Annotated in this window: 23 protein-coding genes; 5 read left to right on the top strand and 18 right to left on the bottom strand. The window is 39.6% G+C overall.

Going from position 1 to position 25,767, the window contains the following annotated elements; genetic code table 11:
• The first annotated feature begins 78 nt into the window (after nucleotides 1-78).
• Nucleotides 79-1,320, top strand: coding sequence for a hypothetical protein (locus H5161_RS16710; protein ID WP_182769713.1), 1,242 nt, complete (start codon nucleotides 79-81; stop codon nucleotides 1,318-1,320).
• A gap of 296 nt (nucleotides 1,321-1,616) precedes the next feature.
• Here H5161_RS16710 and H5161_RS16715 read toward each other — a convergent pair whose 3' ends face one another.
• The 9 genes from H5161_RS16715 to lptD form a co-directional block, all read right to left on the bottom strand.
• On the bottom strand, nucleotides 1,617-2,891 hold the full coding sequence (locus H5161_RS16715; RefSeq protein WP_182752382.1) for a PrsW family intramembrane metalloprotease: 1,275 nt from the start codon (nucleotides 2,889-2,891) through the stop codon (nucleotides 1,617-1,619).
• A 1-nt stretch (nucleotide 2,892) separates the two neighbouring features.
• Nucleotides 2,893-4,092: an RDD family protein gene (locus tag H5161_RS16720; protein WP_182769714.1), complete on the bottom strand. Its 1,200-nt coding sequence runs from the start codon at nucleotides 4,090-4,092 to the stop codon at nucleotides 2,893-2,895.
• 1,044 nt (nucleotides 4,093-5,136) lie between these two features.
• A complete protein-coding gene (locus H5161_RS16725; protein WP_182769715.1) occupies nucleotides 5,137-7,152 on the bottom strand; it encodes a methyl-accepting chemotaxis protein in 2,016 nt (671 codons plus the stop codon).
• 137 nt (nucleotides 7,153-7,289) lie between these two features.
• Nucleotides 7,290-8,108, bottom strand: a complete 819-nt coding sequence (locus H5161_RS16730; RefSeq protein WP_182769716.1) for a symmetrical bis(5'-nucleosyl)-tetraphosphatase — start codon at nucleotides 8,106-8,108, stop codon at nucleotides 7,290-7,292.
• An 8-nt stretch (nucleotides 8,109-8,116) separates the two neighbouring features.
• Entirely contained in the window at nucleotides 8,117-8,506 is a 390-nt protein-coding gene (gene apaG, locus H5161_RS16735; RefSeq protein WP_002960839.1) for a Co2+/Mg2+ efflux protein ApaG, read from the bottom strand.
• Entirely contained in the window at nucleotides 8,490-9,296 is an 807-nt protein-coding gene (gene rsmA / locus H5161_RS16740; RefSeq protein ID WP_002960838.1) for a 16S rRNA (adenine(1518)-N(6)/adenine(1519)-N(6))-dimethyltransferase RsmA, read from the bottom strand. The genes apaG and rsmA overlap by 17 nt, the downstream gene beginning before the upstream one ends.
• Nucleotides 9,293-10,285: a 4-hydroxythreonine-4-phosphate dehydrogenase PdxA gene (pdxA, locus tag H5161_RS16745; protein WP_024589800.1), complete on the bottom strand. Its 993-nt coding sequence runs from the start codon at nucleotides 10,283-10,285 to the stop codon at nucleotides 9,293-9,295. The genes rsmA and pdxA overlap by 4 nt, the downstream gene beginning before the upstream one ends.
• 2 nt (nucleotides 10,286-10,287) lie before the next feature.
• Nucleotides 10,288-11,583, bottom strand: a complete 1,296-nt coding sequence (surA, locus tag H5161_RS16750) for a peptidylprolyl isomerase SurA (protein WP_182769717.1) — start codon at nucleotides 11,581-11,583, stop codon at nucleotides 10,288-10,290.
• Between the two features lie 30 nt (nucleotides 11,584-11,613).
• Nucleotides 11,614-13,866 carry an LPS assembly protein LptD gene (lptD, locus tag H5161_RS16755; RefSeq protein WP_182769718.1) on the bottom strand — a complete coding sequence of 751 codons (2,253 nt, stop codon included), beginning with the start codon at nucleotides 13,864-13,866 and terminating at the stop codon, nucleotides 11,614-11,616.
• A gap of 100 nt (nucleotides 13,867-13,966) precedes the next feature.
• Between lptD and H5161_RS16760 the strand changes: the two genes are divergently transcribed.
• The 3 genes from H5161_RS16760 to djlA are packed head-to-tail and all read left to right on the top strand — an operon-like array spanning nucleotide 13,967 to nucleotide 16,519.
• Nucleotides 13,967-14,968 carry an aminoglycoside phosphotransferase family protein gene (locus tag H5161_RS16760; RefSeq protein WP_182769719.1) on the top strand — a complete coding sequence of 334 codons (1,002 nt, stop codon included), beginning with the start codon at nucleotides 13,967-13,969 and terminating at the stop codon, nucleotides 14,966-14,968.
• Complete coding sequence (murU, locus tag H5161_RS16765; RefSeq protein ID WP_182769720.1) at nucleotides 14,965-15,621, top strand: N-acetylmuramate alpha-1-phosphate uridylyltransferase MurU; 657 nt, start codon at nucleotides 14,965-14,967, stop codon at nucleotides 15,619-15,621. The genes H5161_RS16760 and murU overlap by 4 nt, the downstream gene beginning before the upstream one ends.
• A 31-nt stretch (nucleotides 15,622-15,652) precedes the next feature.
• Complete coding sequence (gene djlA, locus H5161_RS16770; RefSeq protein ID WP_165724335.1) at nucleotides 15,653-16,519, top strand: co-chaperone DjlA; 867 nt, start codon at nucleotides 15,653-15,655, stop codon at nucleotides 16,517-16,519.
• Here the strand turns inward: djlA and H5161_RS16775 are convergent.
• The 3 genes from H5161_RS16775 to rsuA form a co-directional block, all read right to left on the bottom strand.
• Nucleotides 16,502-17,452 (bottom strand): DUF3530 family protein, encoded by a 951-nt coding sequence (locus H5161_RS16775; RefSeq protein WP_182769721.1) that lies wholly within the window; start codon nucleotides 17,450-17,452, stop codon nucleotides 16,502-16,504. The genes djlA and H5161_RS16775 overlap by 18 nt on opposite strands.
• 81 nt (nucleotides 17,453-17,533) lie before the next feature.
• Complete coding sequence (gene rluA / locus H5161_RS16780) at nucleotides 17,534-18,187, bottom strand: bifunctional tRNA pseudouridine(32) synthase/23S rRNA pseudouridine(746) synthase RluA (protein WP_182769722.1); 654 nt, start codon at nucleotides 18,185-18,187, stop codon at nucleotides 17,534-17,536.
• Between the two features lie 383 nt (nucleotides 18,188-18,570).
• Nucleotides 18,571-19,269 carry a 16S rRNA pseudouridine(516) synthase RsuA gene (gene rsuA, locus H5161_RS16785; RefSeq protein WP_138488517.1) on the bottom strand — a complete coding sequence of 233 codons (699 nt, stop codon included), beginning with the start codon at nucleotides 19,267-19,269 and terminating at the stop codon, nucleotides 18,571-18,573.
• Between the two features lie 59 nt (nucleotides 19,270-19,328).
• Between rsuA and zapE the strand changes: the two genes are divergently transcribed.
• Nucleotides 19,329-20,438 (top strand): cell division protein ZapE, encoded by a 1,110-nt coding sequence (zapE, locus tag H5161_RS16790; RefSeq protein ID WP_182769723.1) that lies wholly within the window; start codon nucleotides 19,329-19,331, stop codon nucleotides 20,436-20,438.
• Between the two features lie 211 nt (nucleotides 20,439-20,649).
• On the opposite strand, the gene H5161_RS16795 is transcribed toward zapE, so the two are convergent.
• Genes H5161_RS16795 through H5161_RS16820 form a run of 6 tightly spaced genes read right to left on the bottom strand, consistent with a single transcriptional unit; the run spans nucleotide 20,650 to nucleotide 25,635 of the window.
• Entirely contained in the window at nucleotides 20,650-22,077 is a 1,428-nt protein-coding gene (locus tag H5161_RS16795; protein ID WP_182769724.1) for a lipopolysaccharide assembly protein LapB, read from the bottom strand.
• 19 nt (nucleotides 22,078-22,096) lie between these two features.
• Nucleotides 22,097-22,753: an energy transducer TonB gene (locus tag H5161_RS16800; RefSeq protein WP_182769725.1), complete on the bottom strand. Its 657-nt coding sequence runs from the start codon at nucleotides 22,751-22,753 to the stop codon at nucleotides 22,097-22,099.
• A 1-nt stretch (nucleotide 22,754) separates the two neighbouring features.
• Complete coding sequence (locus H5161_RS16805; protein WP_036981164.1) at nucleotides 22,755-23,159, bottom strand: biopolymer transporter ExbD; 405 nt, start codon at nucleotides 23,157-23,159, stop codon at nucleotides 22,755-22,757.
• A 4-nt stretch (nucleotides 23,160-23,163) separates the two neighbouring features.
• Nucleotides 23,164-23,544 carry a MotA/TolQ/ExbB proton channel family protein gene (locus tag H5161_RS16810; protein ID WP_002960812.1) on the bottom strand — a complete coding sequence of 127 codons (381 nt, stop codon included), beginning with the start codon at nucleotides 23,542-23,544 and terminating at the stop codon, nucleotides 23,164-23,166.
• The gene (locus tag H5161_RS16815; protein WP_182736723.1) at nucleotides 23,537-24,862 is read right to left on the bottom strand and encodes a MotA/TolQ/ExbB proton channel family protein; all 1,326 of its coding nucleotides are present in this window, start codon (nucleotides 24,860-24,862) and stop codon (nucleotides 23,537-23,539) included. The genes H5161_RS16810 and H5161_RS16815 overlap by 8 nt, the downstream gene beginning before the upstream one ends.
• A complete protein-coding gene (locus tag H5161_RS16820; RefSeq protein WP_182769726.1) occupies nucleotides 24,862-25,635 on the bottom strand; it encodes a DUF3450 family protein in 774 nt (257 codons plus the stop codon). Before H5161_RS16820 ends, H5161_RS16815 begins: the two co-directional genes overlap by 1 nt.
• Nucleotides 25,636-25,767 lie beyond the last annotated feature (132 nt).

Here is a 25,767-nt window from a genome sequence, read left to right on the forward strand (position 1 = left end):
ATATATTGAGTAGCAACTGTTGTTGCTCAATATTGAATTAAGAATAGTAGAATTAAATTAGTAAAAATAAGGAATAATATGAAACGGAATGTTAATTATGTATGGGTACTCATTTTAACTTTACTTCTAACTGCGTGTGGCGGAGGTGGGGGCTCAGATCCATCTGAGAGTACTAATACATCAACAGGAGGTGGAGGCTCGACCGGCAGTGTAACCACTGAAGCCCCAAAAGTTGTTAGTTTTACAGTAGATAATGAACTGAGTTGCACAGCAACAGTAAAATGTGAAAATATTATCACTGTAGAAGTGGATGCAGAGATTACGGGGGCTAAATTTCAGTTAAATGGCGCCCAAGGAGACATAGTTTTCTCAGATAGTTTTTTGACTTTACCTGATAGCGGTGAAATAACGTTTGATAGCACTAAGACTTTTAAGCTGAATGTAACCTCACAAACAGCGGGTGAAGTTAGTATTGAGTTAGTGGCTATTACTGATGCTAATGGCACTTATGATATTGACAACGCTACAGCTGTGATTATGTTTGCAGAACAGCCTGTCCAATCGCAACTAGGTACAAGTATAATATATTTCAACCCACTTAATGATGCAGAACTTTCATCAACGGGTGAGCAAGATGAAAATACGGTGATTGCCACAAGTATTACAGTGACACGTTATAAACGTAATGAGGATGGCGAGTATGTTCAAGAGTCACAAGATGTGGTTATACTTGATAGTGAAAATAAGTTTGAACAATCGCTTGCAGTAGGTGATTACTATGAGCACATAGCAGTCAGTACGAGCTTTGCTGAACTTGAAACAAGTCGACAGTTTTCGATAAGTCGCGGTGGCCTAGCAAATAATTTCATGATGCTCTACCCTGTAGGAGTAACTGCAGAAGAGGTCGCAGCTCAAAAAGAAGCGCATGAGCTAGGTGAACATAATTTATTCACTTATTATATTAATGACTTCACTTATAATTGGGTCGATAGAAAGCCACTGAGTGTTAAGTATAATGCAGAGCTTGAATTTATCGTAAACTCATTCTCTCTTGTAGATAGCAGTACTTCGAGTGTGGAAATTTTGTCTAATTTAAACTTCAACCTAAAAGTAAAAGACACTAACTTTAATGTAGATATAACCCCAGATACCCAACTTTATGATTTTGTTCCATTGTCGGCTGGAACAGTATCAATAGAGTTTGCCCTGTCTAATTTTACTGCAGGTAATCAAACGCTTGAACTTGATATGCGAATCGCAGGGTCACAAACCATTGGTGGTTTTAGCGAGACCGCAGTGGAAATTGAAATTCTTGAGTAACGAAGTAAATTCTAAACACTGAATATTTATATCTATTTTTAAGAAAAGCAGTTTTACTTTTAAAGCCCTATGACAATAGCCCTAATTATTTCCATAGGGCTATTTCAAAAAACTTGAATCACATTACTTGGTCATGTTTTTATTTCCTACTTTATTAAAATGGCAGTTACAGACTCACCGCTAAATACATAAGATTATACTTAATAAATGTAAGTTAGACTGCGCTGTCTTATTGCCTCGTATAAACTCTGCGTATGTTTACTTCAATTTTGGTCTGTTATTGATCAGCATTCTTATCACACACTCTCTTCGGAAGTCGCGTTATTTTTTAATGACTTTAGCTCTAATACGCCTTCATTAATGTAAGAAAATATAACTATCCAACCAACGACTGAAATAAAAGAGGCTTTAATGATCCAAGGCAAAAGCCAGTCTCCACTATTCCATAGCATATGTGAAAGTGTTGCTATTAGAAAAACCCGTACAAAAGTATACTCAAATAGCATACTTATCATAAAGGGTCTGCCTTGCTTAACTTTCCATAATGCAGCACCTATCATACCGGTCCAAATTATATGCCCAAAGGGAGACAAGACACCTCGTAAATTAATGTTATCTATCATTGAGGTATAGTTCTGACTCAACAGAATTTCAAATGCATACCCAGCACTTTCAAATGAACCAAAACCACAGCCAACAGCAGCCCCAAACAATAAACCGTTTAAAATATATGGGTATCTGACTGCATTTGCTATTAATAGAAGTGCGATTAATTTACCAGGCTCTTCAGCTAAACCTGCAACAGGTGGGCCTAGCCAGTTTAAGTCAGAAGTTAATTGAAACATGAGCAATGAAAAAATGAGCGACAGTATCCCGCCTTGTAGAACGAGTTTAAATACTTTTATTAATGATACATTTCTTGGCACGTTTGTCTCGAAAAAGAAAACGAGTACACTCAAAGGCATTGCAAACGTGCCCACAAAAATTAAGCCGGGCAATAGTTTAATATTTTCCCAATATTCAAATGAGTAAATAAAGCCAAAATAGGTTAGTAGCATCAATCCAAAAAGCCGAATAAATAACCAAGGTCTTGGGAATTCGGATGTTATTTCATTGATATCAGGTGTTGTTGTCATCGTTCCAACCGAATAATACTCTTCAAGCTCTTCATCATTTCTTTTCTTAAACACATCTGAAAAAAGTAGCTTGATGTTGAAGTCCGCCAGATCTGTAGTGCCCGCAAAGGAGGTGACATGCTGACTTAATGTCGCTCGGTTTTGGAACAACGTTTTTTTAGCTATTACATCTCCTTTTGATGAAAAACGATTACTTGCATTCTCATTACCCATTACATAGCAGATAATGCCAGCTTCTAGCATCATCTCAGACATGTACTGGGCTTTTTCGTGACTTAGACCCTTCTTTAATACATAGCTTCTGCCATTAAAATATTGCTCAGCTTTAGCGATTGAAATATTAAAGAGCGAAGCAAACTCATTTACTGCTTTCCCTCGGTTTTTATCCGGGGCAATATCCCCTTTAAAAACGAGCTTATAAGTACACGCCATCATACTACCTCGTAAATAATAGTTTTACAGATGGTGTTACGGCGAGGCTGATTTCCATACCTACACTTTTCATACTTCTGATGTTAACTTTTCTTTGTAAATCAGCACTCATTTTGATTGCGCGAACTAACATTGCCACGATCGGTTTATCTTTAACTTTCTCTTCAAGCTCTTCCATTGATAGCGTCGTTTCACTGTTCATTTTAATAATGACATTAACCTTTGGTGATACACCGACTTCCATCTCAAGATCTTCAATAATGTAGCCCGCATTCTCTAGATAAGGTATTGATGAATTTATTTGTACTACAGATTCTTGTAGTTTTACCATACCAATTGTTTGCGCTCTTTTGAGTTGCTCAAATGCCATTTTTTGTGCTTTTACAGTAAAAGCATTAGAGCTAATAAAGCTACTTGATTCCTCTTCAACAACATAAGCCCCCGACATTAAATCATGGAATCCTCGACGCTTAGGGTTGAAGAAAATACTTATCGCTGATATAAAGAAAAAGGCGAAGCCTACTAAGAATACAATGGATCTTATGAAGGCGTTAAGTAAGTTTAATGGGGCCGAGCTTTCATCTATAACTTTTATTTTTAATAACCTTGCGCCAATTGTTTTTCCGCCTGATAAATTGCCGGTCATCAGCGTGAAATAAACAAGACTTAACACAAATCCAAGGTACTTTAAGCTTTCAAGTGTGGCTGGAAAAAAGGTCAGTATCAAATACGTAATAATAAACGTAAAAACTATCGTTATTAGTTGGTCAATGCACACGGCCGCGACACGTTTCCACGGTTTTGCTATTAGAAAGGTGTCTACTTTTATTGTGTCATTTTCATTGGCAGGTTCTTGTGCTGCATCCGCTTCTATTGTCGAAATGTCTTCAACGACGGCAACAGTTTCAATTTCTTCTTCTGCGGCCAAGTCATCGACTTCTTCAATGTCTTCAAAATTAAAAAGATCTTCATTATTATGTTTAAATTGAAGCTCAACTTTTCCACCAAACTTAATGATAGCCTGTTCGATTTTATTGGCTTTTTCTTCGTCCAAATCGGTAAAAAGCACGAGATTATCTTGCTTTAAATAGCCGATGACATCTGCTTTAGATGCGCTTGGGAAACAACGCTTAATTACGCCAGCAAGGTTAGCGATATTATTTTTATTACTGATCCCTCTGTAGATAACATCACACTTCATCATAATATATTTCAGTCCCTTTAATATTTAAGTTCGCAATAGAATTTTATTAGCTTTATTTTGGTTATGAACAGGCGCTCATAAACGGGTGTCTTCAATCAACGGTTGCGCTAAGGTGAAGTCACTTGGACTCTTAAGTGGTTTGCTTTGCTCTTACCTATAGCCATCATCTTAAAACGATATTTTTCGCATTTAGTTTTAGATGAAACTCAAATAGCACAGAGCCAAACTTACTTGATCCTATCTGTATTGGCGTGCACGGCGAAGCATGACAATCTGCCTGTTAACAAATGTGAGAGTGCGCTAGTTGTGTCTTTAAATTTGATAACGCTCTAGCGTTTAATACTTTTCAAAACAGTGGGTACATATTGGATAGGGATAATGGGAAATGAATACGTTTTACTTTCATGTCAACTCATCGTCCAATTTGATAAGTACTACAACTGACTAGCCGGGAATAGTATACATTCCTGCCATGCATATCAAATAAAAATTTATAGTGCATACAATGAACTAAAAACATTTTTTCTTTGCATGACGGTTAATAATATTACTAATACCCACGATATCTCGGTTTGTAAGGAAGTATTTTAATATTTACCTATGCCATAGCTTCATCGGTAATCCCCACAAAAAATAATAGAAGCCAAATGTAGAATTTTCTCCGATTGCCATCCCGATTTACAGTGATATTTTTTTAGCATAATTATTCCATCAGCAGTACATACTTAAGTAAGGAAGAAAAAAGCGATATATTAGTAGTTAGTAATTGGTGTATATAAGTTGTAGGTGAGGTTTTATACCTCGCTTTGGTAAAGTTAGGTTAGATGAGAGCGAAGTAAATTCGCACCTACAGGGTGTGTATGTTGTAGGTGAGGTTTTATACCTCGCTTTGGTAAAGTTAAATTAGATGAGCGCGAACTAAATGCGCACTTACAGGGTGTGTGTATGTTGTAGGTAAAGTTTTACATCTCGCTTTAAAGGTCTCATAAACAAAAAAACCGGTGGTGCATAGTACCATCGGTTTTTTTAATCGTTTTAGTAAACTTAAACTTTAAATTCGTCTACCGATAAGCGAAGCTCTTCAGCAAGTTTTGCTACTTCTGAACTTGAGATATTAGTTTGATTTGCGCCTTCGGCTGTTTGCTCTGCGATGGCTACAATCGACTCAAGGCGTTCGCTAATTTCTTGTGCTACTTGTTGTTGCTCAAGTGCGGCAGTCGAAATCTCTTCACTTACGTCGTGGGCTTGCGAAACCGCAAATGTAATCGAATCAAGTGCGCTACTTGCTAGGTCGGTTTGTTCAACACACGATACCGCACGTTGCTTACCTTTGCTCATTGCCGTTACGGCAGCTTCAGCGCCTGTTTGTAGCGATTCAATCATTGATTGTATCTCTTGGGTTGACTCTTGAGTTTTACTTGCTAGAGAGCGTACTTCGTCAGCTACAACAGCAAAGCCTCGGCCATATTCGCCTGCACGTGCAGCTTCAATTGCGGCATTTAGTGCAAGTAGGTTAGTTTGATCCGCTATTCCGCGTATTACATCTAAAATGCTGCCTATTGATGCGCTATCTTGATGCAGTTTATTAATGACTTGTGAGGCGTCGTCTACTTCACGTGCTAGCTGTTCAATCGTTGCTTTATTGTTATTCGAAATGCCTTTAACGCGTTCAGCTTCTTTATCAGCATTTTTAATTTCGCTAAGCGCTTGTTGAGCGCTGTTACTAACTGTTTGCGATGTACTGCTCATTTCGGTTGTTGCAGTAGCTGCTTGTTCAACTTGTGCTTGCTGGTTACGAATTGCTTGGCTTGATTCTGAGGTAATGGCCGATGTTTGCTCTGATGCTGCTGCAAGCTGAGTAGAGCGCGAAATAATACCTTTAATTAGGCTGCGTAGGCTGTCAATTAGTGTATTACAACTTTTAGATAGTTCGCCAAACTCGTCTTGAGCACTGTCGTCTAAACGTTGTGTCATGTCGCCACTGGCAACAATATCTAAAATGCGATTAACTTCGGCAAGTGGTTTAGTAATGCGGCTAACAGTAATAATGGCAATCACAATTGCTAAAAGAGTGGCTATAACCATGCCAACCCACGTCCATAAATTAGCTGAGTCAACGTCGCTGCGCACACCTTGTTGTAATTTAAACGCAACGTCACTCGCTTGATTAACTAGTTCGTCAATTTGGTTAAGTGCCATTTTGGTGGCTTGCTCTGACTGCGCAAGCTCTGATTGCGTAAGCGTAATCGAATCAATTAAACGTTTTTTGTTTGCTGCTAAGCTATTACTGCCCTTTATGTTATTTTCTAAAATATCAACATATTCTTTTAGGCTTGAATATAAGTCGCTATGCGTTTGCTCTATTGCTGGCTTAATTAAATCAACGGTGCGTACTACTTCTTCAAGGTAATACGTTTGCTCGTTTTTAACAATATCGAGAGTGTTAAGCGTTTTAACAGTTAGCATGTCGGTGCTGTTACTAACTACCGACATAAAGTTGTTTTCTAAATTATTTGCAGCTTGATAAGCGCGAGGGTGGTTTTGTTCAAATCCGTCAATGTCGGTAATGTCGAGTACAACAGAGTTAGCATCTTCTGCACTTAGTTCTATGTTTTCTAATTGTGCTTTTAATGCTTTATTTAATGCTAGTTGCTTGCCTTTATCTGCTAATAAATTTTCAACGGTGCTTAAAAAGCTTAAATAGGTTTTTTCTACGTTTTGGCTGCTTTGATTAAGTGCAGCATCGTTTTTTACTACATCTTGAAGCTCACGGTGCAGCGTGTTGAATTGCTGTTTTTGCTCAAGGACTTGTGCTTTTATTGGTGCAAGCTCATTGGCTGATGTAGTGTAAAAGCTCGCTTGTGCGGCTTTACTCATTAAAATAAATTCGGCTTGTAGCTCAGAGCTTTTATTTAATGCTGGGAGTGATAGTTGGTTCACTTTTTGAGTGGAACGGTCAATATTTGCAATTTTTATTAAGGAATTACCACCAATTATTAATAATAATAGTGTGATAAATATAAAACCACCCCAAATACGCTGGCTTACTGTCAGGTTCATAAGATTTCCACTCAAAAAGTACTTCAATTAAGACTTATCGGCGTTTGTACCAATAAGTTAAGTAATTAAAATCAATTACTTTAATTAATTTTAACTATTAATTGATAAATCTAACAGATGTATTGTTTTTTTTCAGTTTATTTAGACGAAAGGTGGGAATTTTCTACAATTACTTTTTTAGTACTCAGCTCCATTAGGCTCATGGTGTTACCCCATACGCAGCCTGTATCTAGGGCGTGAACCCGTGAATTACCTGTTCTACCTTCAAGTGCGGCCCAGTGGCCAAAAATAATATCGTGTTTAGATTTAGCTATATTGGGGTGGTTAAACCAAGGAGTGAGAGTTTCGCTGTTGGTTATTGCACCCTTTGCATTAAGCTCGAGTGTGTTATCACTTGTTAAAAAACGCATGCGGGTAAAGTAATTAACTATGTATCTAAACTTTGCAAAGTCATCAAGGGTGTTAGACCACCTAGCGGGGTGAGCCTGGTACATGTGTTCAAAAAACGCTTTTGCGTTACTTGATTGATAACAGCTTTGTGCAAATTGAGCTTGTTTTAGCGCATCTTCAACAGACCAATCAGGGTTTAACCCCGCGTGAGATATAAAGCAGTTATGTTTTATAAGCTCTAATGCCAATGGCTGGGTTTGTAAAAAAGCGATGTAGTTAGCCAATTTAGGGCTTTCAAATATTGGGTTTAATTTATCTTTTGGATTAGTGGGTTTGTTAAGAAAGTAGCAGGCAACCATGTGAAGGTCGTGATTGCCTAAAGTGATGGTCATGCTATTTTGATGTTGATAAATATAGTCTAAGCAGGCTAGGGAGTCTGGCCCGCGAGCAACTATGTCGCCAACTAAATATAGGTGATCTTTACTTGGGTTAAAATCAACCCGTTGTAAAAGGGTATTAAATTCACTAAAACACCCTTGTAAATCACCTATCGCATAATCTGCCATCTAAGTGCTTAATGCAAAATGTTAGGGCAAGCCAAACGAAACACATTAATAGGCGCCTGAAACTCAGAGCCAAACTCGTTGCGTAACGTGTAATGGCCTTGCATAGTGCCTACAGGTGTATCTAAAATTGCACCGCTGGTGTATTTATAGCTTTCGCCTGGGCCAATATCTGGCATTTCGCCAACAACGCCTTCGCCTTCAACTTCTACTTGTTTGCCATTTGCGTCGGTAATTAACCAATAGCGGCTCAGTAATTTTGCACTGCATAAACTATGGTTTTTAATTGTTACCGAGTAAGCAAATACATATTTTTCAAGCTCAGGTTGAGATTGGCCTTCTACGTAAAATGTTTCTACAGATACCTTTACAGGCGATCCAATGTTACTGCTTGTTGTCATAAATCCAGTTAGCTATATCAATAAATTGTTGTAAAGATAAGCGCTCAGCACGCAGCGTTATATCAATGCCAATGCTAGTTAGTTCTTCTGCGGTAAGTAAGTTACCTAAACTATTTCGTAGCGTTTTACGGCGCTGGTTAAATGCTTCTAAACACACGGTGTTTAAAATTTTAACGCTTTTTGCTGTACGTTGCTCTGGCTTTTTAGGTATTAAACGAATAACAGCAGAGTCAACTTTTGGCGCTGGTTTAAAGCACTCAGGTGGTACTTCAACAACCGGCATTGCATTACAGTAGTATTGAGTCATTACGCTTAAGCGACCAAATGTTTTACTACCTGGGCCTGCTACCATGCGTTTTACTACTTCTTTTTGAAGCATAAAGTGCATGTGCTCAATATGATCTGAAAATTCAAAAAGGTGAAACAATAACGGTGTCGAAATATTGTAAGGTAAGTTACCAAACACTTTTAATTTTTTGTCATCGCGAACCAAGCTTGCAAAGTCAAACGTCATTGCATCGCCTTGGTTAACGGTTAATTTAGGACCCAAAAATGGGTGTTCAATTAATCGTTGTGCTAAGTCTTTATCTAATTCAACAACCGTTAAATGGCCGCTTAAGTCGGCTACTGGCTCAGTAATTGCGCCAAGGCCTGGGCCAATTTCTACTAAGTTGTCTTCTGGTTTAGGATCAATCGCAGAGACTATTTTATCGATGATAGATTCATCAAATAAAAAGTTTTGCCCAAAACGCTTACGAGCGCGGTGTCCTAAATGTACTTTATCGGTCATTGATTTTGTGCTTTTTCTTGGGCGAGCTTAATTGCTTCGCGGATCGCTAATTCAAAACTGCCAACGTCAGCTGTACCAGTCCCTGCTAAATCGAGAGCAGTACCGTGGTCAACTGAGGTGCGGATAAATGGTAAGCCAAGGGTAATATTTACCGATTTACCAAATCCTTTGTATTTTAGCACAGGTAATCCCTGATCGTGATACATAGCAAGTACTGCATCTGCTTCAGATAGGTATTTATGTTGAAATAAGGTATCGGCCGGTAGTGGGCCAATTAAATTCATCCCTTCGCTTCTAAGTATTTCAAGCGTTGGGGTGATTGTTTCTATTTCTTCACGGCCTAAATGGCCATCTTCACCTGCATGTGGGTTTAAGCCACACACTAAAATACGTGGTTTTTCTATCCCAAACTTAGTTTGTAAGTCGTGATTTAAAATACCCGCTACTTTAGTTAAGCGCTCAGGAGTAATGGCACGCGATACATACGCAAGAGGAATATGCGTGGTTACAAGTGCAACACGTAAACCTTCAGTTGCAAGCATCATAACTACATCTGCAGTATTTGATTGCTGCGCAAAATACTCAGTGTGTCCGCTAAATGAAATGCCCGCTTTGTTAATAATGCCTTTGTGAACAGGGCCCGTAACAACCGCATCGAACGTGCCATCCATGTTTTTTTCACTTGCTATACGCAAGGTATCTAACACGTATTGGCCGTTACCGTCGTTTAGTACGCCAAGCTCTACATCCGCACCTAAATCAACCTGATGAATATACAAACTGCCCGCAGGTGCTGCTATGGCGGGGGCATTATCATCAAATTCAATTAAGTTTATTGTTAAGCCTAAATGCTTTGCACGCTCTTTTAATAGTTTGCCATCAGCAATCGCTATAAGTTGAGCGTCCCACGCTTGCTGAGCAAGCGTGAGTAGCAAATCTGGGCCAATACCGGCTGGTTCACCCGGTGTAATAGCAATTCTTAGAGTCATATTTATTGGTCTATAGGGAAAATTTCAACGTGAGCTTGCTCGCGCATTTCTTGCTGCCAGTTAAAACTTTCTTCCTTAAATTTACGGTTAAACAACATGCCATGAGCACGGTTACGTTTAGCTAGTTCAGTTTTATCAGCTACACGTTTGCTAAGTAACTGCACAATATGCCAACCAAACTGTGTTCTAAACGGTTCGCTTATTTCATTTTCTTTAAGAGAAAGTAATGTATCTTTAAACGCAGGTACGTAGGTAGTTGGATCTGTCCAATCGTACTCGCCACCTTTAAGTGCAGAGCCAGGATCTTCTGAGTACTCTTTAGCAAGTTCACCAAAGTCGGCTGTTCCTGCACGTAAGTCTTTCGCAAAGCCTGCAAGCATTGAGCGTGCTTTTTCTTCACTTAAAATAATTGAAGGTTTAATAAGTATATGGCGTGAACGTACTTCAGTTGTTTCTACAACTTGTAGACCACGAACGTCTTGTACTTTAATGATATGAAAACCAGCACCAGAGCGAAGTGGGCCAACAATAGCGCCTTTCTTTTGGCCTTTTACTGCTTCAGCAAAAAGCGATGGCATTTCGTTAATGCCCATGTAACCAAGTTGTCCACCTTCAAGTGCCTTAGAGCCGCTTGATGATGAAATAGCAATACGCTTAAATTCTTGGCCATCGTTTAATAGCTCAATAACTTTATCGGCACGTGTTTTTGCATCAGCAATTTCGTCAGCTGTCGCATCGTTAGGGATATCTATTAAAATATGACCAATGTCGTACTCTTCAGCACTTTGACCTTGGGTTTCCATAATTTTTAAAAGGTTATCAACTTCTTGTTCGCTAATATAAATACGACGATCAACGCTTGCACGTGTTACTTGCTGCGTTGTGATTTCTTTACGAATTTCTTCACGGTAAGCTTGAAAGCTTTCGCCCGAACCTTCAATAGTGCGGCGTAAGTCGGCGATTGTTCCGCCTTGCTCTTTTGCCATGTTAGCGAGAGTTTGATCGAGTTGGCTGTCTGAGATTTGTAACCCCATACGCTCAGCCATTTGCATCATAAGCGCTTGATTAACTAAACGCTCTACAGCTTGTACACGAAGTGTTTCATCTTTTGGTAATTGCTGGCCTTGTTCTTGTGCTTGCTTTTTAACACGATCAATTATGGTGTCTACTTCGCTTTTTAAAATTACGCCTTGGTTTACAACGCCAATAACTTTATCTATTTCTACTGGTGCAGCCATTACACTTTGACAAAGGCTGGCACTTAAAACTGCTGATGTTAATAATTTTTTTAAATTCATATTCTTTTTACTACTCTTGCTGATAGTACTCTAGTTACTAAGAAAATACGGTCTACGATAGCCAAAAATACCTTGTTGTAATAATTTTTGTGCATCATAACGGCTTTTACTGCCAAGTCCTTTTAATACAAAATTCAAACTAATACCTGAATCAAAAGTTGCTTGTTCTTGTCCTATTGACTGATTTAAATCAGTTTCAATTTGGCGATGGCCAGTAATTTGGATAGCCCAACAGCATGATTCATACTGTAATCCGCTCAATACTTCGATACTTCTGTTGTTTTCAAGATCTCGATGATAGCTCGCAATAAATTGCCATTCGTCGCTAATAGGAATACTTGTAAATACACCTGCTTGCTCGATTGTATTTCCTGAGACATCATTTGCATAGCGATGGTTCAATTGTACTAGCTGATTATTATCACCTTTATAATCAAGCGTTACATTTGACTGTACCATTTGCTTGCCATCTGTATCATATTGAATACCTCCAGCGAGGTACCAACGGCGGTGCCAATGTAACATGGTTTGAGCTGCAAATAGTGCATTATAATTAGTGTCTGAGTTTAAGCCTTGCTCTGTTGGCTTGGCATCGTCACTTAAATAAAATATTTGGCCCGCACTAAAGTTAAACACTTCTTCTTGTTTTTTATCAAATAAGCGCGTTGTAGCACCTAAAGTAAACTGATTAGCAGCTGCTATACGGTCAACACCCGAAAAGCGCACGTCTCTAAATAAACCGTAATAATCATCTTGCAGTTTGGTTGTATCAAACAAGCCAATGTCTGACTGATCTTTATTAGGTGTATATAAATACTGAATTTGCGGCTCTAGTGTTTGTATACCATCTTCAAAAAAGTAAGATGCGTCACGCTCAAAATTAAGCTGAGAGTACAAACGTACTTTTGGGATAGTACGCGATACGGTATCGCTGTATTGCGTGCCGGTTAAGTTTCCGCTTTGATTATAATTAGTTTGTAATAAGCTTACTTCAGATAAAAATGACCACGCATGCGTAGCGTAGTTGTAGCGTGCTTTTGGCTCTACGTGTACACGAGTTGCGCTGTCTATGGCCACTTCTGATGAATCATTAGTAAAATGGCTAATCTCGCCCGACACACTAAAGTCAAAATTATCAAAACGCCAAGGCGCTGTTTGCGTAAAATTAACTTGTGGTATTGCAGTGTATGACTCTAAGTGATCGCCGAGTACTTCAAAGTTTTGCACTTTAATATCAGTGCGCCATGTATCACCTAAATGCGTAAGTGAACCAGTACGATACAATTGAGTATCGGTTTTACTTGCGTAGTTTGAAGTTAAGTCGGTGATGTAGTTATCATCGCTCACATTGGTTACATCAACGTTTGCGCGCCAGTTTTCACCTAGGTAGCTTTGCTGTTGCCAATGAAACATGTAGCGTTCATTCAAATCAGGCTCAGAATCATCACTATCTAAGTATTCAATCCCTACTAAGCCTTCGTGTTGCTCTGTTAGGTATCTAAATTCTGTTTGTAATTGCAGCCCTTTGTTAGACATATAACGAGGCGTAATTGTGGCATCAAAATTAGGTGCAATATTTAAATAATAAGGCGTAATTGTTTCAAGGCCGTATTTGTCAGAGCTTGAAATAGTCGGGGTAAGTAAACCCGATTTACGGCGTTCATCCAGCGGGAATGTAAAATAAGGTAAATATAAAACCGGTGTATCGAGAATACGTAATACGGCGTTATATGTTTCGCCCCAGCCTTCTTCGCGTGAAAGGTTTATTTCGTCAGCTTCAATTTCCCACACTGGGGTGTCACTTGGGCAAGTAGTAAAGCTTGCATTCATGAGTAATAGGCCAGACTGATTAACAGTGAGCTTTTCAGCGCCGCCTTTACCTTGTTGTTCGGTTAGGCTGTAGTCGGCGCCTAACAAACTGACTTCTGAATTATTTAAATCGGCATTTAATCCGGTGCTGTTTACTTTACTTACGTAGTCTTGATAAGTAATTGGCCCCGTTGCATTTAATAAACCACGCTGTTTGTCTATCAACGCAGTTTGTGCGGACAAACTCATCTTAAGGGTGTTAATATCAACATTGCCGGTAAATTCAGCGCTTTGAGTGCCAAGTAGCTCAACATCATCAGCTTGGATATCAACTTCACCAAGGTTAAGGCCTTCAAGTGGTTGCCAAGCTCTGGTTTGCATTGAAATGCCACAAAGGTTGTGTGCCAGTTCAGTTTCGGCAAGCGATGGTGCGCTAACTACGCTTAGCATCAATATGCCCCAGGTTTTGCTCATTTATCGACCTTAATACTTTGTGTTTAATATAATATACACATAATAAAGGAAAATAATGGCAATTACAGTAATTGACCTATAAAAATAGATATCTAATAAAATGACACGCTTTGAGAATTTACAACAATTTATAAACACACACCTTAATGCCAAGTCGCATACTTTAAACGCGATCACGGGGGATGCTAGCTTTCGCCGTTATTATCGTTTAAATCACGATAATAAACATTTAATAGTGATGGACTCAGATCCAAAAAAAGTGAATAACGAACCTTACATTTTGCTAAACCAGGTGTTTGTTGAGCAAGGTTTTTTACTTCCCACTATTATTGCAAGCGATGAGAAACAGGGCTTTTTTATCCTCAGTGATTTAGGCAGTACGCACCTAGCTGACATGCTTGATGATGCAAACCGCACCGAGCATTACCAAGCATTAATTAGTTTAAGTGCTCAGTGGGCAAAAACGCCCACAGCTTCTGCTATGCAAGCGTATAACAAAGATTTTATAAATCTAGAGCTTGATATATTTAGCCAGTGGTTAGTAAGCGACTTTATTAATGAGTCACTCAGTGCCGAACAAAAAATAATGTGGCAAACAAGTTCAGAGCTATTAATAAAGGCCATGCTTGAGCAACCAACGGTTACCGTTCATCGTGATTACCATAGCCGTAATATTATGAATAGTGACGGCCAGTGGGCCATTATAGATTATCAAGATGCTGTACGCGGGCCGCTTTGCTACGATTTAGTATCGCTACTGCGCGATTGCTACTTTAAATTGCCAGAGCAAGAATTAACAAGTTTACTTGATTTTGCTTATCAAGAATTTACAGTTCAAAATTTACTGACTAACACTTCATTCGATGAGTTTAAATATTGGTTTGATTTAACCGGATTACAGCGCCACTTAAAGGCTGCGGGTATATTTTGTCGATTGTATTTACGCGATGGTAAAACAGGTTATTTAGATAATATTTTACCGACGCTTGATTACATTATTGAAGTAGCAGCAAATTACCCAGAGCTTAAAGCATTGAGTAAGTGGACAAAAAATACCATAGTGCCAAAAGTGACTGAAAAGTTAGCAAAGGAGCACTCATGAAAGCGATGATTTTAGCTGCAGGGCGCGGGCAAAGAATGATGCCGCTTACGCAAAATATGCCAAAGCCAATGTTAAAAGTGGCAGAAAAACCACTTATTGAGCACCATATAAATAACCTTAAAGCAGCCGGCATTACCGATATTGTAATAAACCTTGCGTGGCAGGGGGATAAAATAAAAGACTACTTTAAGGATGGCAGTCAATTTGGCGTAAATATACTTTATAGCCAAGAAGTTGAAGGTGGCCTTGAAACAGCCGGCGGTATTATTGATGCGTTACCGTTGTTGGGCGACTCGTTCATTGTAATAAATGGCGATGTATACACCGACTACGATGTAAGCGCTCTAATGCAACTTCATTTACAACCCGGTGAGGCGCACATAGTGCTTATAGAAAACCCGCCACACAACCCAGATGGCGACTTTGCATTAAGCCATTTGCCGGGCGAGAGTCAAAAATATACCTTTTCGGGGATTGGCCGCTATCAGGCTGATTTTTTTAAAGGATTAACGCAAGGTATTCGCCCTTTAGGGCCTATTTTACGTGAAAAGCTAAATGAACATTTAGTCTCTACTGAGCTCTATATAGGGCAGTGGGATGACATTGGTACACCAGAGCGTTTAAACCAATTAAACACGCGCCTTGAGGCGTAACAACTCAATTTTTAAGAAGGCAGTATTATAGATGTGGGGAAAAATTCTCGGTTTTTGTTTTGGCTTTATGTTTGGCAAAATATTTGGTGCTATTTTAGGTTTATACCTAGGTCATTTATTTGATAAAAGCTTAAAAAATAACTTTGATAAAGCAGGCGGTTTTTCTAGCTTATTTAGTGGTGACGATGTTCACGAGCGCCAAGCTTTATTCTTTTCAAGTTGCTTTGCTGTCATGGGGCACATTGCAAAATCGAATGGCCGAGTGAGCGAAATACACATAAAAGCGGCTAACTTGTTCATGGACGAAATGGGCTTAAAGGGCGAAGAACGCCGCGAAGCACAACATGCATTTCAGTCAGGTAAAGAGGGCGACTTTTCACTTAAAGAAACCGTACACGATTTTAAAGAACGCTTTGCTAAACGAAACGATCTAATACAGTTGTTTTTAGAAATACAAATACAAATGGCGTTTTCTGACGGGGTATTAGCCGAACAAGAAAAGCAATTATTAGCAGAAGTAAGTAAACAGCTAGGCATTTCTAAAACACACTTTGCATTTGTATTAAAACGTTATCAAGCTGAGTTTAACTTTAGAAAGCAACAACAGCGCTTTAATCAGCAGCAACAAAGCCAAGGTCAAAGCAGTAGCTACCGTGAGGGTTCTGGCCATCATGTACCGCCAAATAATAATATGAATCGTGCGCAAGCATTGGCGTTATTAGGCTTAAATAGCGATGCAACGCAGCGTGATATAAAAGTAGCTTACCGTAAACTTATGTCGCAACATCATCCAGATAAATTAGTATCGCAAGGTTTACCAAAGCACATGATGGAATTGGCTGTTAAAAAGAGCCAAGATATTCAAGCCGCTTATGAGTATTTAAAAAAGTCGGCGTAAAAAACCGTCTATTTCTTTTGTTAGGCGTGCGTGTTGACCAGGTTGATCGCGCAGGCCAAACAATTGGCGTTGGCGGTAATCAAACTTTGCATTTCGCTCAACCCAGCGCTGACGATTTTTAAGGCTCATTAAAATGTCTGTGCTGTCATTTGCGTAGTAAATATCAAGCAAGGCGGGTGTAACAAGTGACGCTGTTTGGCTCAAATTTTCGTTACGCTTAGTATTAGGTAAGTAACTGCTTAAACTTATAAACGCATCTAGTTTCTCATCTGGAAAATCTGCATAGTACTCCAACAACACACCCGCACTTGTACCTTGTGCAATAACCACTATATTACTCGAATCTTCCATAGCGGTTTGATACAGCGCATTAAACCGAGAAATGAGATTTATTTTATAGTCATCAAGTATGTCGTCAGTTACTTTTTCAATTGCATTAACGTAATGAGGTTCTTCTTTTATTTTTGCAGGCTGTGATTGTGAGTTTGTTGCTGTGTCGGGTGATGCAGGTTCATCGGCTTTACTAGGCGCTGTATCTTCTTCGTTAGGCGTAGCTTTGGCCATTTTACTTGCTTGCCAATCAATGTCGGGCACTGTCATTGCGTAGGTGCTGTAGCCTAAATTATTAAGCTCTTTACGCAAGTAGCCCATACCGGAGTTATTGGTAGGTGAAGAATGCCAGTCGGGTATAAGTATTACGATACCTCTAAAATTACTACTCATATATTCGCTGTAAAGGCTTAAAAATTCCGTTTCACCCGCTAATATTGGCTTTATTTCATCACTTGGAAGTAGTCGCTCAATATCGCTATTTTCAATACTTGATAGACTAGGTGGGGCAATATGTTCAGCCGCGCAGGCAGGGTTAGCTAAAAGTAGCGCACAGCTGAGCTGTATATAAAAAGTTGCCTTTAAAAACCGTGAAAATAGCATAACGCACCTAACTAATGACAATTAGTTAGGTATCGGCAAGGTTATCTAAAAGTTTAATAATTTACGAAGTATTTGCGCCGGTTAAAATTCTGGCTCAGCTTCAAAAGTAAGTACTTGCTCAGTTTTAGGGTGCTTTAATTGCAGCATTTGTGCATGTAACTGTAAGCGAGGAGCAGCAGCAAGCGCCTCTTTATGGGCGTAAAGCCTGTCACCTAAGATAGGATGACCCAGGCTTAACATATGCACACGTAGTTGATGCGAGCGACCAGTGATGGGGGTTAGCTCTACACGGGTTGCATTTTCTTCACGCTCAAGTATTTTAAAATGCGTAAGTGAAGGTTTACCTCTGTCGTGATCAACCATTTGTTTAGGGCGATTAGGCCAATCACAAATAAGGGGTAAATCTACTGATCCTGTTTCAGCTTCAAGGTGTCCGTATATACGTGCTATGTAACGTTTCGCTGTTTCGCGCTCTTGAAACTGCATACTTAAATGTCTGTGCGCTGCTTTATTCATGGCAAGGCACAGTATGCCAGAAGTCGCCATATCTAAGCGGTGCACTATTCTCGCTGTTGGAAAAACACGATTAACACGATTAATTAAGCTGTCGGCATGTTTAGGATCTTTACCTGGGACAGTTAATAACTCACTTGGTTTATTAACTATCAGTAAGTCGTCATCCTGAAAAAGTATCGTTAAATACGGACTCATAGGGGGATTGTAGTTAACTAACACGGCCGACCTTAGTAATTTTGAAGGGCGCTATTTTAGTAGAGCAAGCCAACAGGCTCAAGTAAAAGTTTGGCTATATTGTTTTAGTTAGGGCGTGTTGAACGTTGGTGGTTGAATTTGCAGTAGTATGTTTGGTTTTTAGGCAAGGCAGAGCCTATGTAGTGTTATTCCCCATAATTAGGCGATAACGCAGCATAAATGCCAAACATGCTATGCCCTTTGGGTTCTTTCTAGGGGCGATTAACTCTTTGTTGCTCGATTTTTACTTAGCCCACTAGGTTACAAACCTCGCGCCGCGATTAAATCGCCCCTAGATTGAACAAATTTCAATCCACAAAGTTCAACACGCCCTAGTATATCCAAACTTAGGCTCCTTTGAAGCGCTTTTATAACTTAATTTCTTCGGGTGTTAATAATCGATATTCACCACTGGCCAAGTTTTCATCTAGGGTAATCCCCGCAATCTGCTCGCGATGTAACTCAACCACTTTGTTATCTACCGCGTAAAGCATACGCTTAACTTGATGATACTTTCCTTCACTTATTGATAAACGCAGTCCGTAATTAGCAAGTCGTTCGGCAATAGCTGGGCGGGTTAAATCTTTTTCGTTATGCAGCATGACACCTGTGCGTAATTGCTCAAGTGCTTCATCGGTAATAGGCTCTTGAGTTTCTACTAGGTAGGTTTTAAATTTATTGCTTTTAGGCGACGTAATTTTATGTGACCAATCGCCATCATTAGTGATAATAACTAACCCTGTGGTATCTATATCAAGGCGGCCTGCCACGTGAAAGTCGCTCATATTTGGCTCATCAAGTAAGTCAAAAACGGTTTTATGTAGCTCGTCACTGTTAGCACATACATAGCCAACAGGTTTATTTAGCATGTAATAGCGCTTACCTAAAAATACCAAAGGCGTACCTTGGTGCAGTACTTCATCTTGCTGGGCTAGCTGAAAATTATGTGATGTGATTACTTCGCCATTAACGCTTACTTCTTTTCGCTTAATACTAGCGCGAGCTTGCGTGCGCGGTATTTCAGCTAAGTGGCTAATAAATTTATCTAAGCGGCAAGGGAATTTCATTTTGGTTCACATTTTTAGTCGGCTACAATGGGCGCGATTATAGCCGATAGTGAAATACCATGACAGTGCACAGCACACAAATTTTAAGCCTTTACCAAGCAAAAATAGACACAGGTGAACTGTGTTTTGATGCTGCGCAGCAAAATGCGGTGGAAGCTTTAAATACGCTAAGCGAGCAACTTCAAGCTCACACATCATGGTGGCAAAAAGCGCCCTTAATAAAAGGCATTTATTTATACGGACCCGTAGGGCGTGGTAAATCCATGTTAATGGATTTATTTTATAAAAACCTACCTATTGAGCAAAAGCAGCGACTGCATTTTCATCATTTTATAGCACAAGTGCATACCCAACTTTCGCAGCTACAAGGTCAAAAAAATCCACTCATTCTAATTGCAAAACAATGGGCTAAAAATATTCGAGTACTGTGTTTTGACGAGTTTTTTGTGAGCGACATTGGCGATGCCATGATTATGGCCAGATTGTTCAATGCGTTGTTTGAACAAGGTGTTGTGCTGGTGGCCACATCGAATGCAAAGCCAGAGCAGCTTTATTACAACGGCCTGCAACGGGCGCGATTTTTACCTACTATCGATTTAATTAATAACCATTGCCATATAATTAACGTAGCAGGGGAGGACGATCACCGCTTTAGATATGGTAAAAACAGCCGTTACTATTTTATTAATTTACCTAAACGCGATTTTCAAAATGAGTTTTTAGCTTCGTATCCGGCTGTAACATGCAGCAATACAATTACTGTGCATGGGCGCGATTTACATTATTTATTAAGAGCCGATAATGCCTTGATGATTGATTTTATGGCGCTATGCTCCGGCCCGCGTAGTGCTAACGATTATATGTTTTTAGCAACGCAATTTGATGTGTTATATGTATCGAACGTGCCGCAAATGGGTGTTAAAGCAACGGGTAAAGTTATTGTTCACGGTATAGAAGATAGCTACCAACGCGAAAAACAAACGCTTGATGTGCACACATTTGACGACGAAGCACGGCGCTTCATTGCCTTAGTCGATGAATTTTACGATTGCCATAAATTGCTGGTAATAAATGCGCAAACCGACATTGAACATTTGTATAAAGGTAAAAAGTTGAGCTTTGAATATGCGCGCACGCAATCACGCATAGTCGAAATGCAAAATTGGTAACGCTTTAATATATATTGCAAACGAGCTTGCTCACGCGAAAAGCGCAGCGCCTTCTCAACCTCTTTGTGAATAAATCACTTAAGATCTTATTGCACAAAGAGAAGTAAAGGAGGAGTAAATGAGAAAACATCAAAGCATAGAAATTACGAGCTTTGCTCGTCACAGCCAGCAAGCTGTGCTTATACAAGTAAATTTAACCACGGTGTTAAACTTACCCTTCTTGGCGCACTATATTCTCAAGGGCGCGAATATTAGTAATTAAGTCCTGGCGTTGTGGGTTGGCTTGTAATGCTTTTCTAAGATGCTTTAGCGCACTCGGGTAGTCTTTAGAATCGATCGCTATTTGCGATAATCCAAGCCACGCCGATAGTTGGTAATCAGGCAGAGCTTGTGCACGAACGTACATAAGTTTAGCTTGGGTGAGTTGGCCTTTACTACGATATATACTTGCTAAACTAAGTAGGGCATCACCTAAATTCGGGTTTATTTTAAGTGCATTATTTAAGCTTCTAAGAGCACGTTTAGTATTACCTTGTTGCATAGCAATTTGTGCGCTGTATACAGAAAACTGCGCTTGTTCATCACGGGGTAGCTGCTTAGTTAATCTTTTTGCGCTGCCTATTAGCTCTTTAGCTAAACCCCATTTTTGTTGAGATACAAGCCAGCCTAAAGTTTGCATCGTGGTGTTAATAACCTCAACTTGCTGCTGTTTAGTGGCGTGTTTTAAACCTTGCTTTAATAAACTCACTGCGCGTTCAGTGCTGCCTTCAGTTAAATGCAGCTGGGCTGCTAAAAGCTGGTTACTGGTATCTTTAGGGTTGAGTTTTAAGGCTACTTCAATAGCAGCAAGCGCTTGCTTTTTTTGATCAAGCTGTAATGCTATTTGTGCACGTTGCAGCCAAAGTTCAGCTTTATCAGGGCTTTTATTAAGTAATTCTTTTAGTAACGCATTTGCCTGACTTAAATCACCCGATTCAATTAACGCAAACAATAGCCCTTGTTGATATTGGCTTGTTTCTGGCGCTAGCATAAGCGCCTGGCGGTACGCCGCTACTGCGCTCCAAGGTTGGCTATGCTGCACGTGTATATAAGCAAGTTGCGCATAACTTTGTGCATCAGCTTGGCCAAGTTCAATACTGTGAACTAGGTGTATTTGTGCTTTGTCATACTTTGCTTGTTGCATGTATAAAAGGCTCAAACCTTGGTGTGCTTTTACTAAATCAGGTGAGGCTTTTAAACACGCTAGGTACGCTAGTTCAGCGTTATTAAAGTCTTTTGTTGAAAGCAGAACTTGTGCACGTAATAAGTTTAAAGCAGTGCTATCTTGGCTTATATCACGGCCTTTAAATAGCGCCGCAACTTCACTGTAATTACCGGCTTGTAATAGTGGTTGTACTTGGCGAGCAAAACCGCGCTCGGTCGGCTCAATAAGGACCTCTGTAGGGCCTAGTAATTTATTATTTATAGCCAACTGCCATGTTGGATCGCTAGGCGATAAAGTTACTTTTAGTGGCGCACTTTTTAATGGCGTACTAGCAGCGCTTGCATGCACGCTACTTACACCTAATAAAGGGAGTGAGCACATTACAGTCGTAAACAGTGCAAAAGTTAATGGTTTTAGCGTTTTAAATATATTCATATTTTTCATTTTAATAGGCTTAAGGTTTAAATTCGATTGGCCAAATAAAGCGAGCGCGTACGGTTTCACCTTCTTTTTTAGGTGCACTAAAGCGGCTTTGTTTAATAATTTTGTCGATAGCTGGTTTAAGTTCAGGGTATGGGTTTTGTACTATCTCAATTAAACTTACCTTGCCACTTTCATCAATAAATACATCGAGTTTTACAGTAAATACATCAACACCTCGGCGGGTTAAGCTTTTTGGTAAAACGGCCTTGACGGGAGTAAGTAAAGTTGGGAGACCATCGAGTTGATTTAAGCTAAATGCATCCCAATTTACACTCATTGATTGCCATTGCGGCGCGCTTACTTTTACGTTGGGTGTATCGGGTTTTACAATACTTAAATCACTGTTTATCTTAATTTTTACGGCTTGGATTGACGCGCCGGCACCTTCTACCGCTAAGCTTTGCATTGGCTCACTTGTTTGCTGTTGTGATATTGATGGAGGTGGCGGAGGTGGCAGTGCCACCATGGCAATCTCACGTACAACCACTTTGTCTTTTATATGATGTTCAGCAAGTTGCCCAAGCCATAAAAGCAGCAATGCAGCACTAAGCACAATGAGGCTAAGGCCAAATGCAAACAGCGGATGGCGATTGTTTTTTGTTTTTTGAAGCGGGTTAATCGTGTGCATATTATTGTTTCGTAGCTAAGTTAACTTGCGCTGCGCCTGCGAGCTTTGCTTCGTCAATTACTTGAACAAGTAACTCAGTAGGTACTGTTTTATCAGCTTGAATAACCACAGGGCGTTGTTGCTGCTTTAACATTTGCTCGACACTACTACGTACACCAGCCACACCAATTTGGCTGCCATCAAAAAATACTTGCTGGTTGTCGGTTATTGCTAAAAATATAACTTGCTGCTCAAGACGACTAGCCGATACGGCTTGTGGTTTATCAACTTCAACGCCGCTTTCGCGTACAAATACGGTTGTAACAATAAAAAATATTAGCAATATAAATACCACATCAAGTAGCGGCGACATATCAATATGTTGCCCCGCTTCTTGCTCTAGCTTGTGCTTTAAACGTGATTGCATAGTGTTACCCTAACTGTTTACTTAACGTATGTAATTTAGGATTACGCTGCGAATACGCTAAGTAAGCTTGCATTAACCACGCAGGAATAGCGCACACAAGGCCGAGTTGAGTTGTTAGTAATGCGTCACCAATGGCGTCACTCATTAACTCGTTATGGCCCAGCGCCATTACTTTAAATGTATCAAGCAAACCAACAATGGTGCCTAATAAACCAAGTAGCGGAAGCGCTGCAGTTAAAATAGAGCTAACTTCTTGCCAATAACCTTTGCGCTGCGCTTGGTATTGTTTAAGGTGCAGTAAGTCATGAAAAATCAGCTGGTATACAAATAAAGCGAGTAAAAGAATACACCAGCAAATAGGGTTACTAACTATTTTTTCAAACATTGTTTTCTCCTTTTTCTAGTTGGCTTAGCTGTAATGCAAAGCCTTCTAGTTGGCTGTAGTACGCTTTTGCTTTACGCGATAACAGCGCATTTAAAACGAGTGCTGGTATAGCAACAACTAAACCTAACTCGGTTGTTATAAGTGCCTGTGCAATACCGCCCGATACAACTTCTGGGTCGCCTGAGCCAAACAAGGTCATCATTTTAAATGTTTCGATCATGCCGCTAACAGTGCCTAATAACCCAAGCAGTGGGGCTACTGCTGCAGTAACGGCAATAGCGCCAATAAAGTTATCGAGTTTATGCTTATCATGAATTAACTGATTAAATAATTGATCGTCTCGTACTTGGCCTTTTTCGCTCTGCAGCGTTAAGTTAAATAGCTGCTGCTGCATACCTGCAAATTCACTGCTATTTTCAGCTTTAAAAAGTTGCTGTAATTGCATTTGAGAGTGCATTTTAATTTTACTTAAACGCAGTAGCTGTGCGGCTTTTAATAGCGCAATGGTAAGTGCAAAGCAGGCAAATAAAATAATAGGGATAGCCCATAAACCGCCTTTTTCTAGGTGTTCAAGCGGACTTTCTTGTTGGGCTTGGCTAGTTACTAAGTGCGTTAAACTAGGATCAAAAGTAAGTAATGTAGAGCCTACACCGTTTTGCTTTAAAGTATTATCGAGTGGGTTGTCGTCACTTGTTGATTGTACTAACGCTACTTTTAATGCATTAGATTCATCATCTAAATTTAATAAACCCATAAGTTTAGGTGTTTGCGTACTAAACCATGCAACAGGCCCGACTTGAAGGGTATTAGCTTGGCTTAATTCGCCATTACTTAGCACAACCGATTGTTTTTTTAACTGTGGATAAAGTGCCTGCTCTTGATTATTAATTAGCGATACAACACGGCTTAATAACTCGTTTTGGCTATTAGCCGACTCGTTACTGCTAGTACTATTGCTGGTGTTTTGGCGTACAAAACGGCTAAGTAAGTTTAATTGATATTGCTGCTGCTGTTGCCAAGTGTCTAATCGGGTTTGTAACTGATCAAGACTTAATGTGTTTTCGTCAGCTAGGCGGCGATTAACGGCTGCTTGTTCGCGTAATTTACTGAGCGATTGCTGCTTGGTAAAAATTTGCTTTGCAAGGGTCGCTTGCTCTTTTGAAATGCTATTTTGAGTTTTACTTAGAGTACGCTGCGCTGTTTTAATATCACTTAAAATACTTTGCTTAGCATCATCACTGCTAGCTGCAAAAGATATGTTTGCACTAAAAAGTAAAACTGTGGCGCTAAATACTTTAATTATGCTGTTAGTAGCCATTATTTAGCCCCTTGCTGGTTTTTATTTACATAACTTAATATAGGGAGTGTTACCCAATCAGCAGCGCGCTTTTTTTGCTGCACAGCAATACCCAGTGCAACTTGTTCTGCATTAATGCTTGAATCAAATTCCCACTGCCAACCTAAGTCACTTGGAAAACCAATACCTACATAACTTAAGTCTTCGCTTACAAACCATGCTTGAGCTGCACCTAAATAAAGCTGCTTAACCCATACTTCTTGCCCGTTAGGATGCTTAATAGCCATTTCGTGAATAGAAATACGTTGTTGAAAATCATTAAGTAGAGTCAGCATTTTTAGTGCTGTTTGTAATTTGTCAGTTGTACTGAGTTTTGAATCGCTTAAATCACCGGCGTTTTTCCAACTACTCAAAAGGGGCGGGGGGAGTTGCACTTGTAATGAAAGTAATTGCCCAGAAATATGTGCTAGTTGATCATTTAATTGCTGTTGATCATTTTCAAGTTCTGATTGCTGAGTTACAAGCTGTTCGCGTTTTTGGGCAAGCTCACTGGTGCTTTTTTTTCTACGCTGATTAAGCTCGCTAAGTTGCTGCTGCTCGGCATTAAGAAGCGTTAAGGTTTGCTCCATACTGCTTTTTTGTTCAAGCCAATGAGTATTTAATTCTGTGTTTTGATTTTCTATTTGTAGCCATTTATTAACGAGTTGTTCTAGCTCACTAACAGTGTCGGCTTTTACTGCCATAGTGCTACAAAGCGCGATAACTACGCTAATTGGTTTAATTAAGCTTCGCATTACTTAACAACAATCCTGAAAGTTACGACAAGCAATTACAAGGACGTAATTACTGTTAATTTTTGAGTGTGTATACAATATAGGAATTCACATAACAATGCAATTGATAACAGTTATCGTTTACATTGAGTT

It is taken from the genome of Pseudoalteromonas sp. SG43-5, from assembly GCF_014164345.1.
Classification (GTDB): domain Bacteria; phylum Pseudomonadota; class Gammaproteobacteria; order Enterobacterales; family Alteromonadaceae; genus Pseudoalteromonas; species Pseudoalteromonas distincta.

Excerpts from the sequence above, each read along its gene's own strand:
- H5161_RS16710 (WP_182769713.1), top strand. The coding sequence starts at position 79 with ATGAAACGGAATGTTAATTATGTATGGGTACTCATTTTAACTTTACTT.
- H5161_RS16715 (WP_182752382.1), bottom strand. The coding sequence starts at position 2,891 with ATGATGGCGTGTACTTATAAGCTCGTTTTTAAAGGGGATATTGCCCCG.
- H5161_RS16720 (WP_182769714.1), bottom strand. The coding sequence starts at position 4,092 with ATGATGAAGTGTGATGTTATCTACAGAGGGATCAGTAATAAAAATAAT.
- H5161_RS16725 (WP_182769715.1), bottom strand. The coding sequence starts at position 7,152 with ATGAACCTGACAGTAAGCCAGCGTATTTGGGGTGGTTTTATATTTATC.
- H5161_RS16730 (WP_182769716.1), bottom strand. The coding sequence starts at position 8,108 with ATGGCAGATTATGCGATAGGTGATTTACAAGGGTGTTTTAGTGAATTT.
- apaG (WP_002960839.1), bottom strand. The coding sequence starts at position 8,506 with ATGACAACAAGCAGTAACATTGGATCGCCTGTAAAGGTATCTGTAGAA.
- rsmA (WP_002960838.1), bottom strand. The coding sequence starts at position 9,296 with ATGACCGATAAAGTACATTTAGGACACCGCGCTCGTAAGCGTTTTGGG.
- pdxA (WP_024589800.1), bottom strand. The coding sequence starts at position 10,285 with ATGACTCTAAGAATTGCTATTACACCGGGTGAACCAGCCGGTATTGGC.
- surA (WP_182769717.1), bottom strand. The coding sequence starts at position 11,583 with ATGAATTTAAAAAAATTATTAACATCAGCAGTTTTAAGTGCCAGCCTT.
- lptD (WP_182769718.1), bottom strand. The coding sequence starts at position 13,866 with ATGAGCAAAACCTGGGGCATATTGATGCTAAGCGTAGTTAGCGCACCA.
- H5161_RS16760 (WP_182769719.1), top strand. The coding sequence starts at position 13,967 with ATGACACGCTTTGAGAATTTACAACAATTTATAAACACACACCTTAAT.
- murU (WP_182769720.1), top strand. The coding sequence starts at position 14,965 with ATGAAAGCGATGATTTTAGCTGCAGGGCGCGGGCAAAGAATGATGCCG.
- djlA (WP_165724335.1), top strand. The coding sequence starts at position 15,653 with ATGTGGGGAAAAATTCTCGGTTTTTGTTTTGGCTTTATGTTTGGCAAA.
- H5161_RS16775 (WP_182769721.1), bottom strand. The coding sequence starts at position 17,452 with ATGCTATTTTCACGGTTTTTAAAGGCAACTTTTTATATACAGCTCAGC.
- rsuA (WP_138488517.1), bottom strand. The coding sequence starts at position 19,269 with ATGAAATTCCCTTGCCGCTTAGATAAATTTATTAGCCACTTAGCTGAA.
- zapE (WP_182769723.1), top strand. The coding sequence starts at position 19,329 with ATGACAGTGCACAGCACACAAATTTTAAGCCTTTACCAAGCAAAAATA.
- H5161_RS16795 (WP_182769724.1), bottom strand. The coding sequence starts at position 22,077 with ATGAATATATTTAAAACGCTAAAACCATTAACTTTTGCACTGTTTACG.
- H5161_RS16800 (WP_182769725.1), bottom strand. The coding sequence starts at position 22,753 with ATGCACACGATTAACCCGCTTCAAAAAACAAAAAACAATCGCCATCCG.
- H5161_RS16805 (WP_036981164.1), bottom strand. The coding sequence starts at position 23,159 with ATGCAATCACGTTTAAAGCACAAGCTAGAGCAAGAAGCGGGGCAACAT.
- H5161_RS16810 (WP_002960812.1), bottom strand. The coding sequence starts at position 23,544 with ATGTTTGAAAAAATAGTTAGTAACCCTATTTGCTGGTGTATTCTTTTA.
- H5161_RS16815 (WP_182736723.1), bottom strand. The coding sequence starts at position 24,862 with ATGGCTACTAACAGCATAATTAAAGTATTTAGCGCCACAGTTTTACTT.
- H5161_RS16820 (WP_182769726.1), bottom strand. The coding sequence starts at position 25,635 with ATGCGAAGCTTAATTAAACCAATTAGCGTAGTTATCGCGCTTTGTAGC.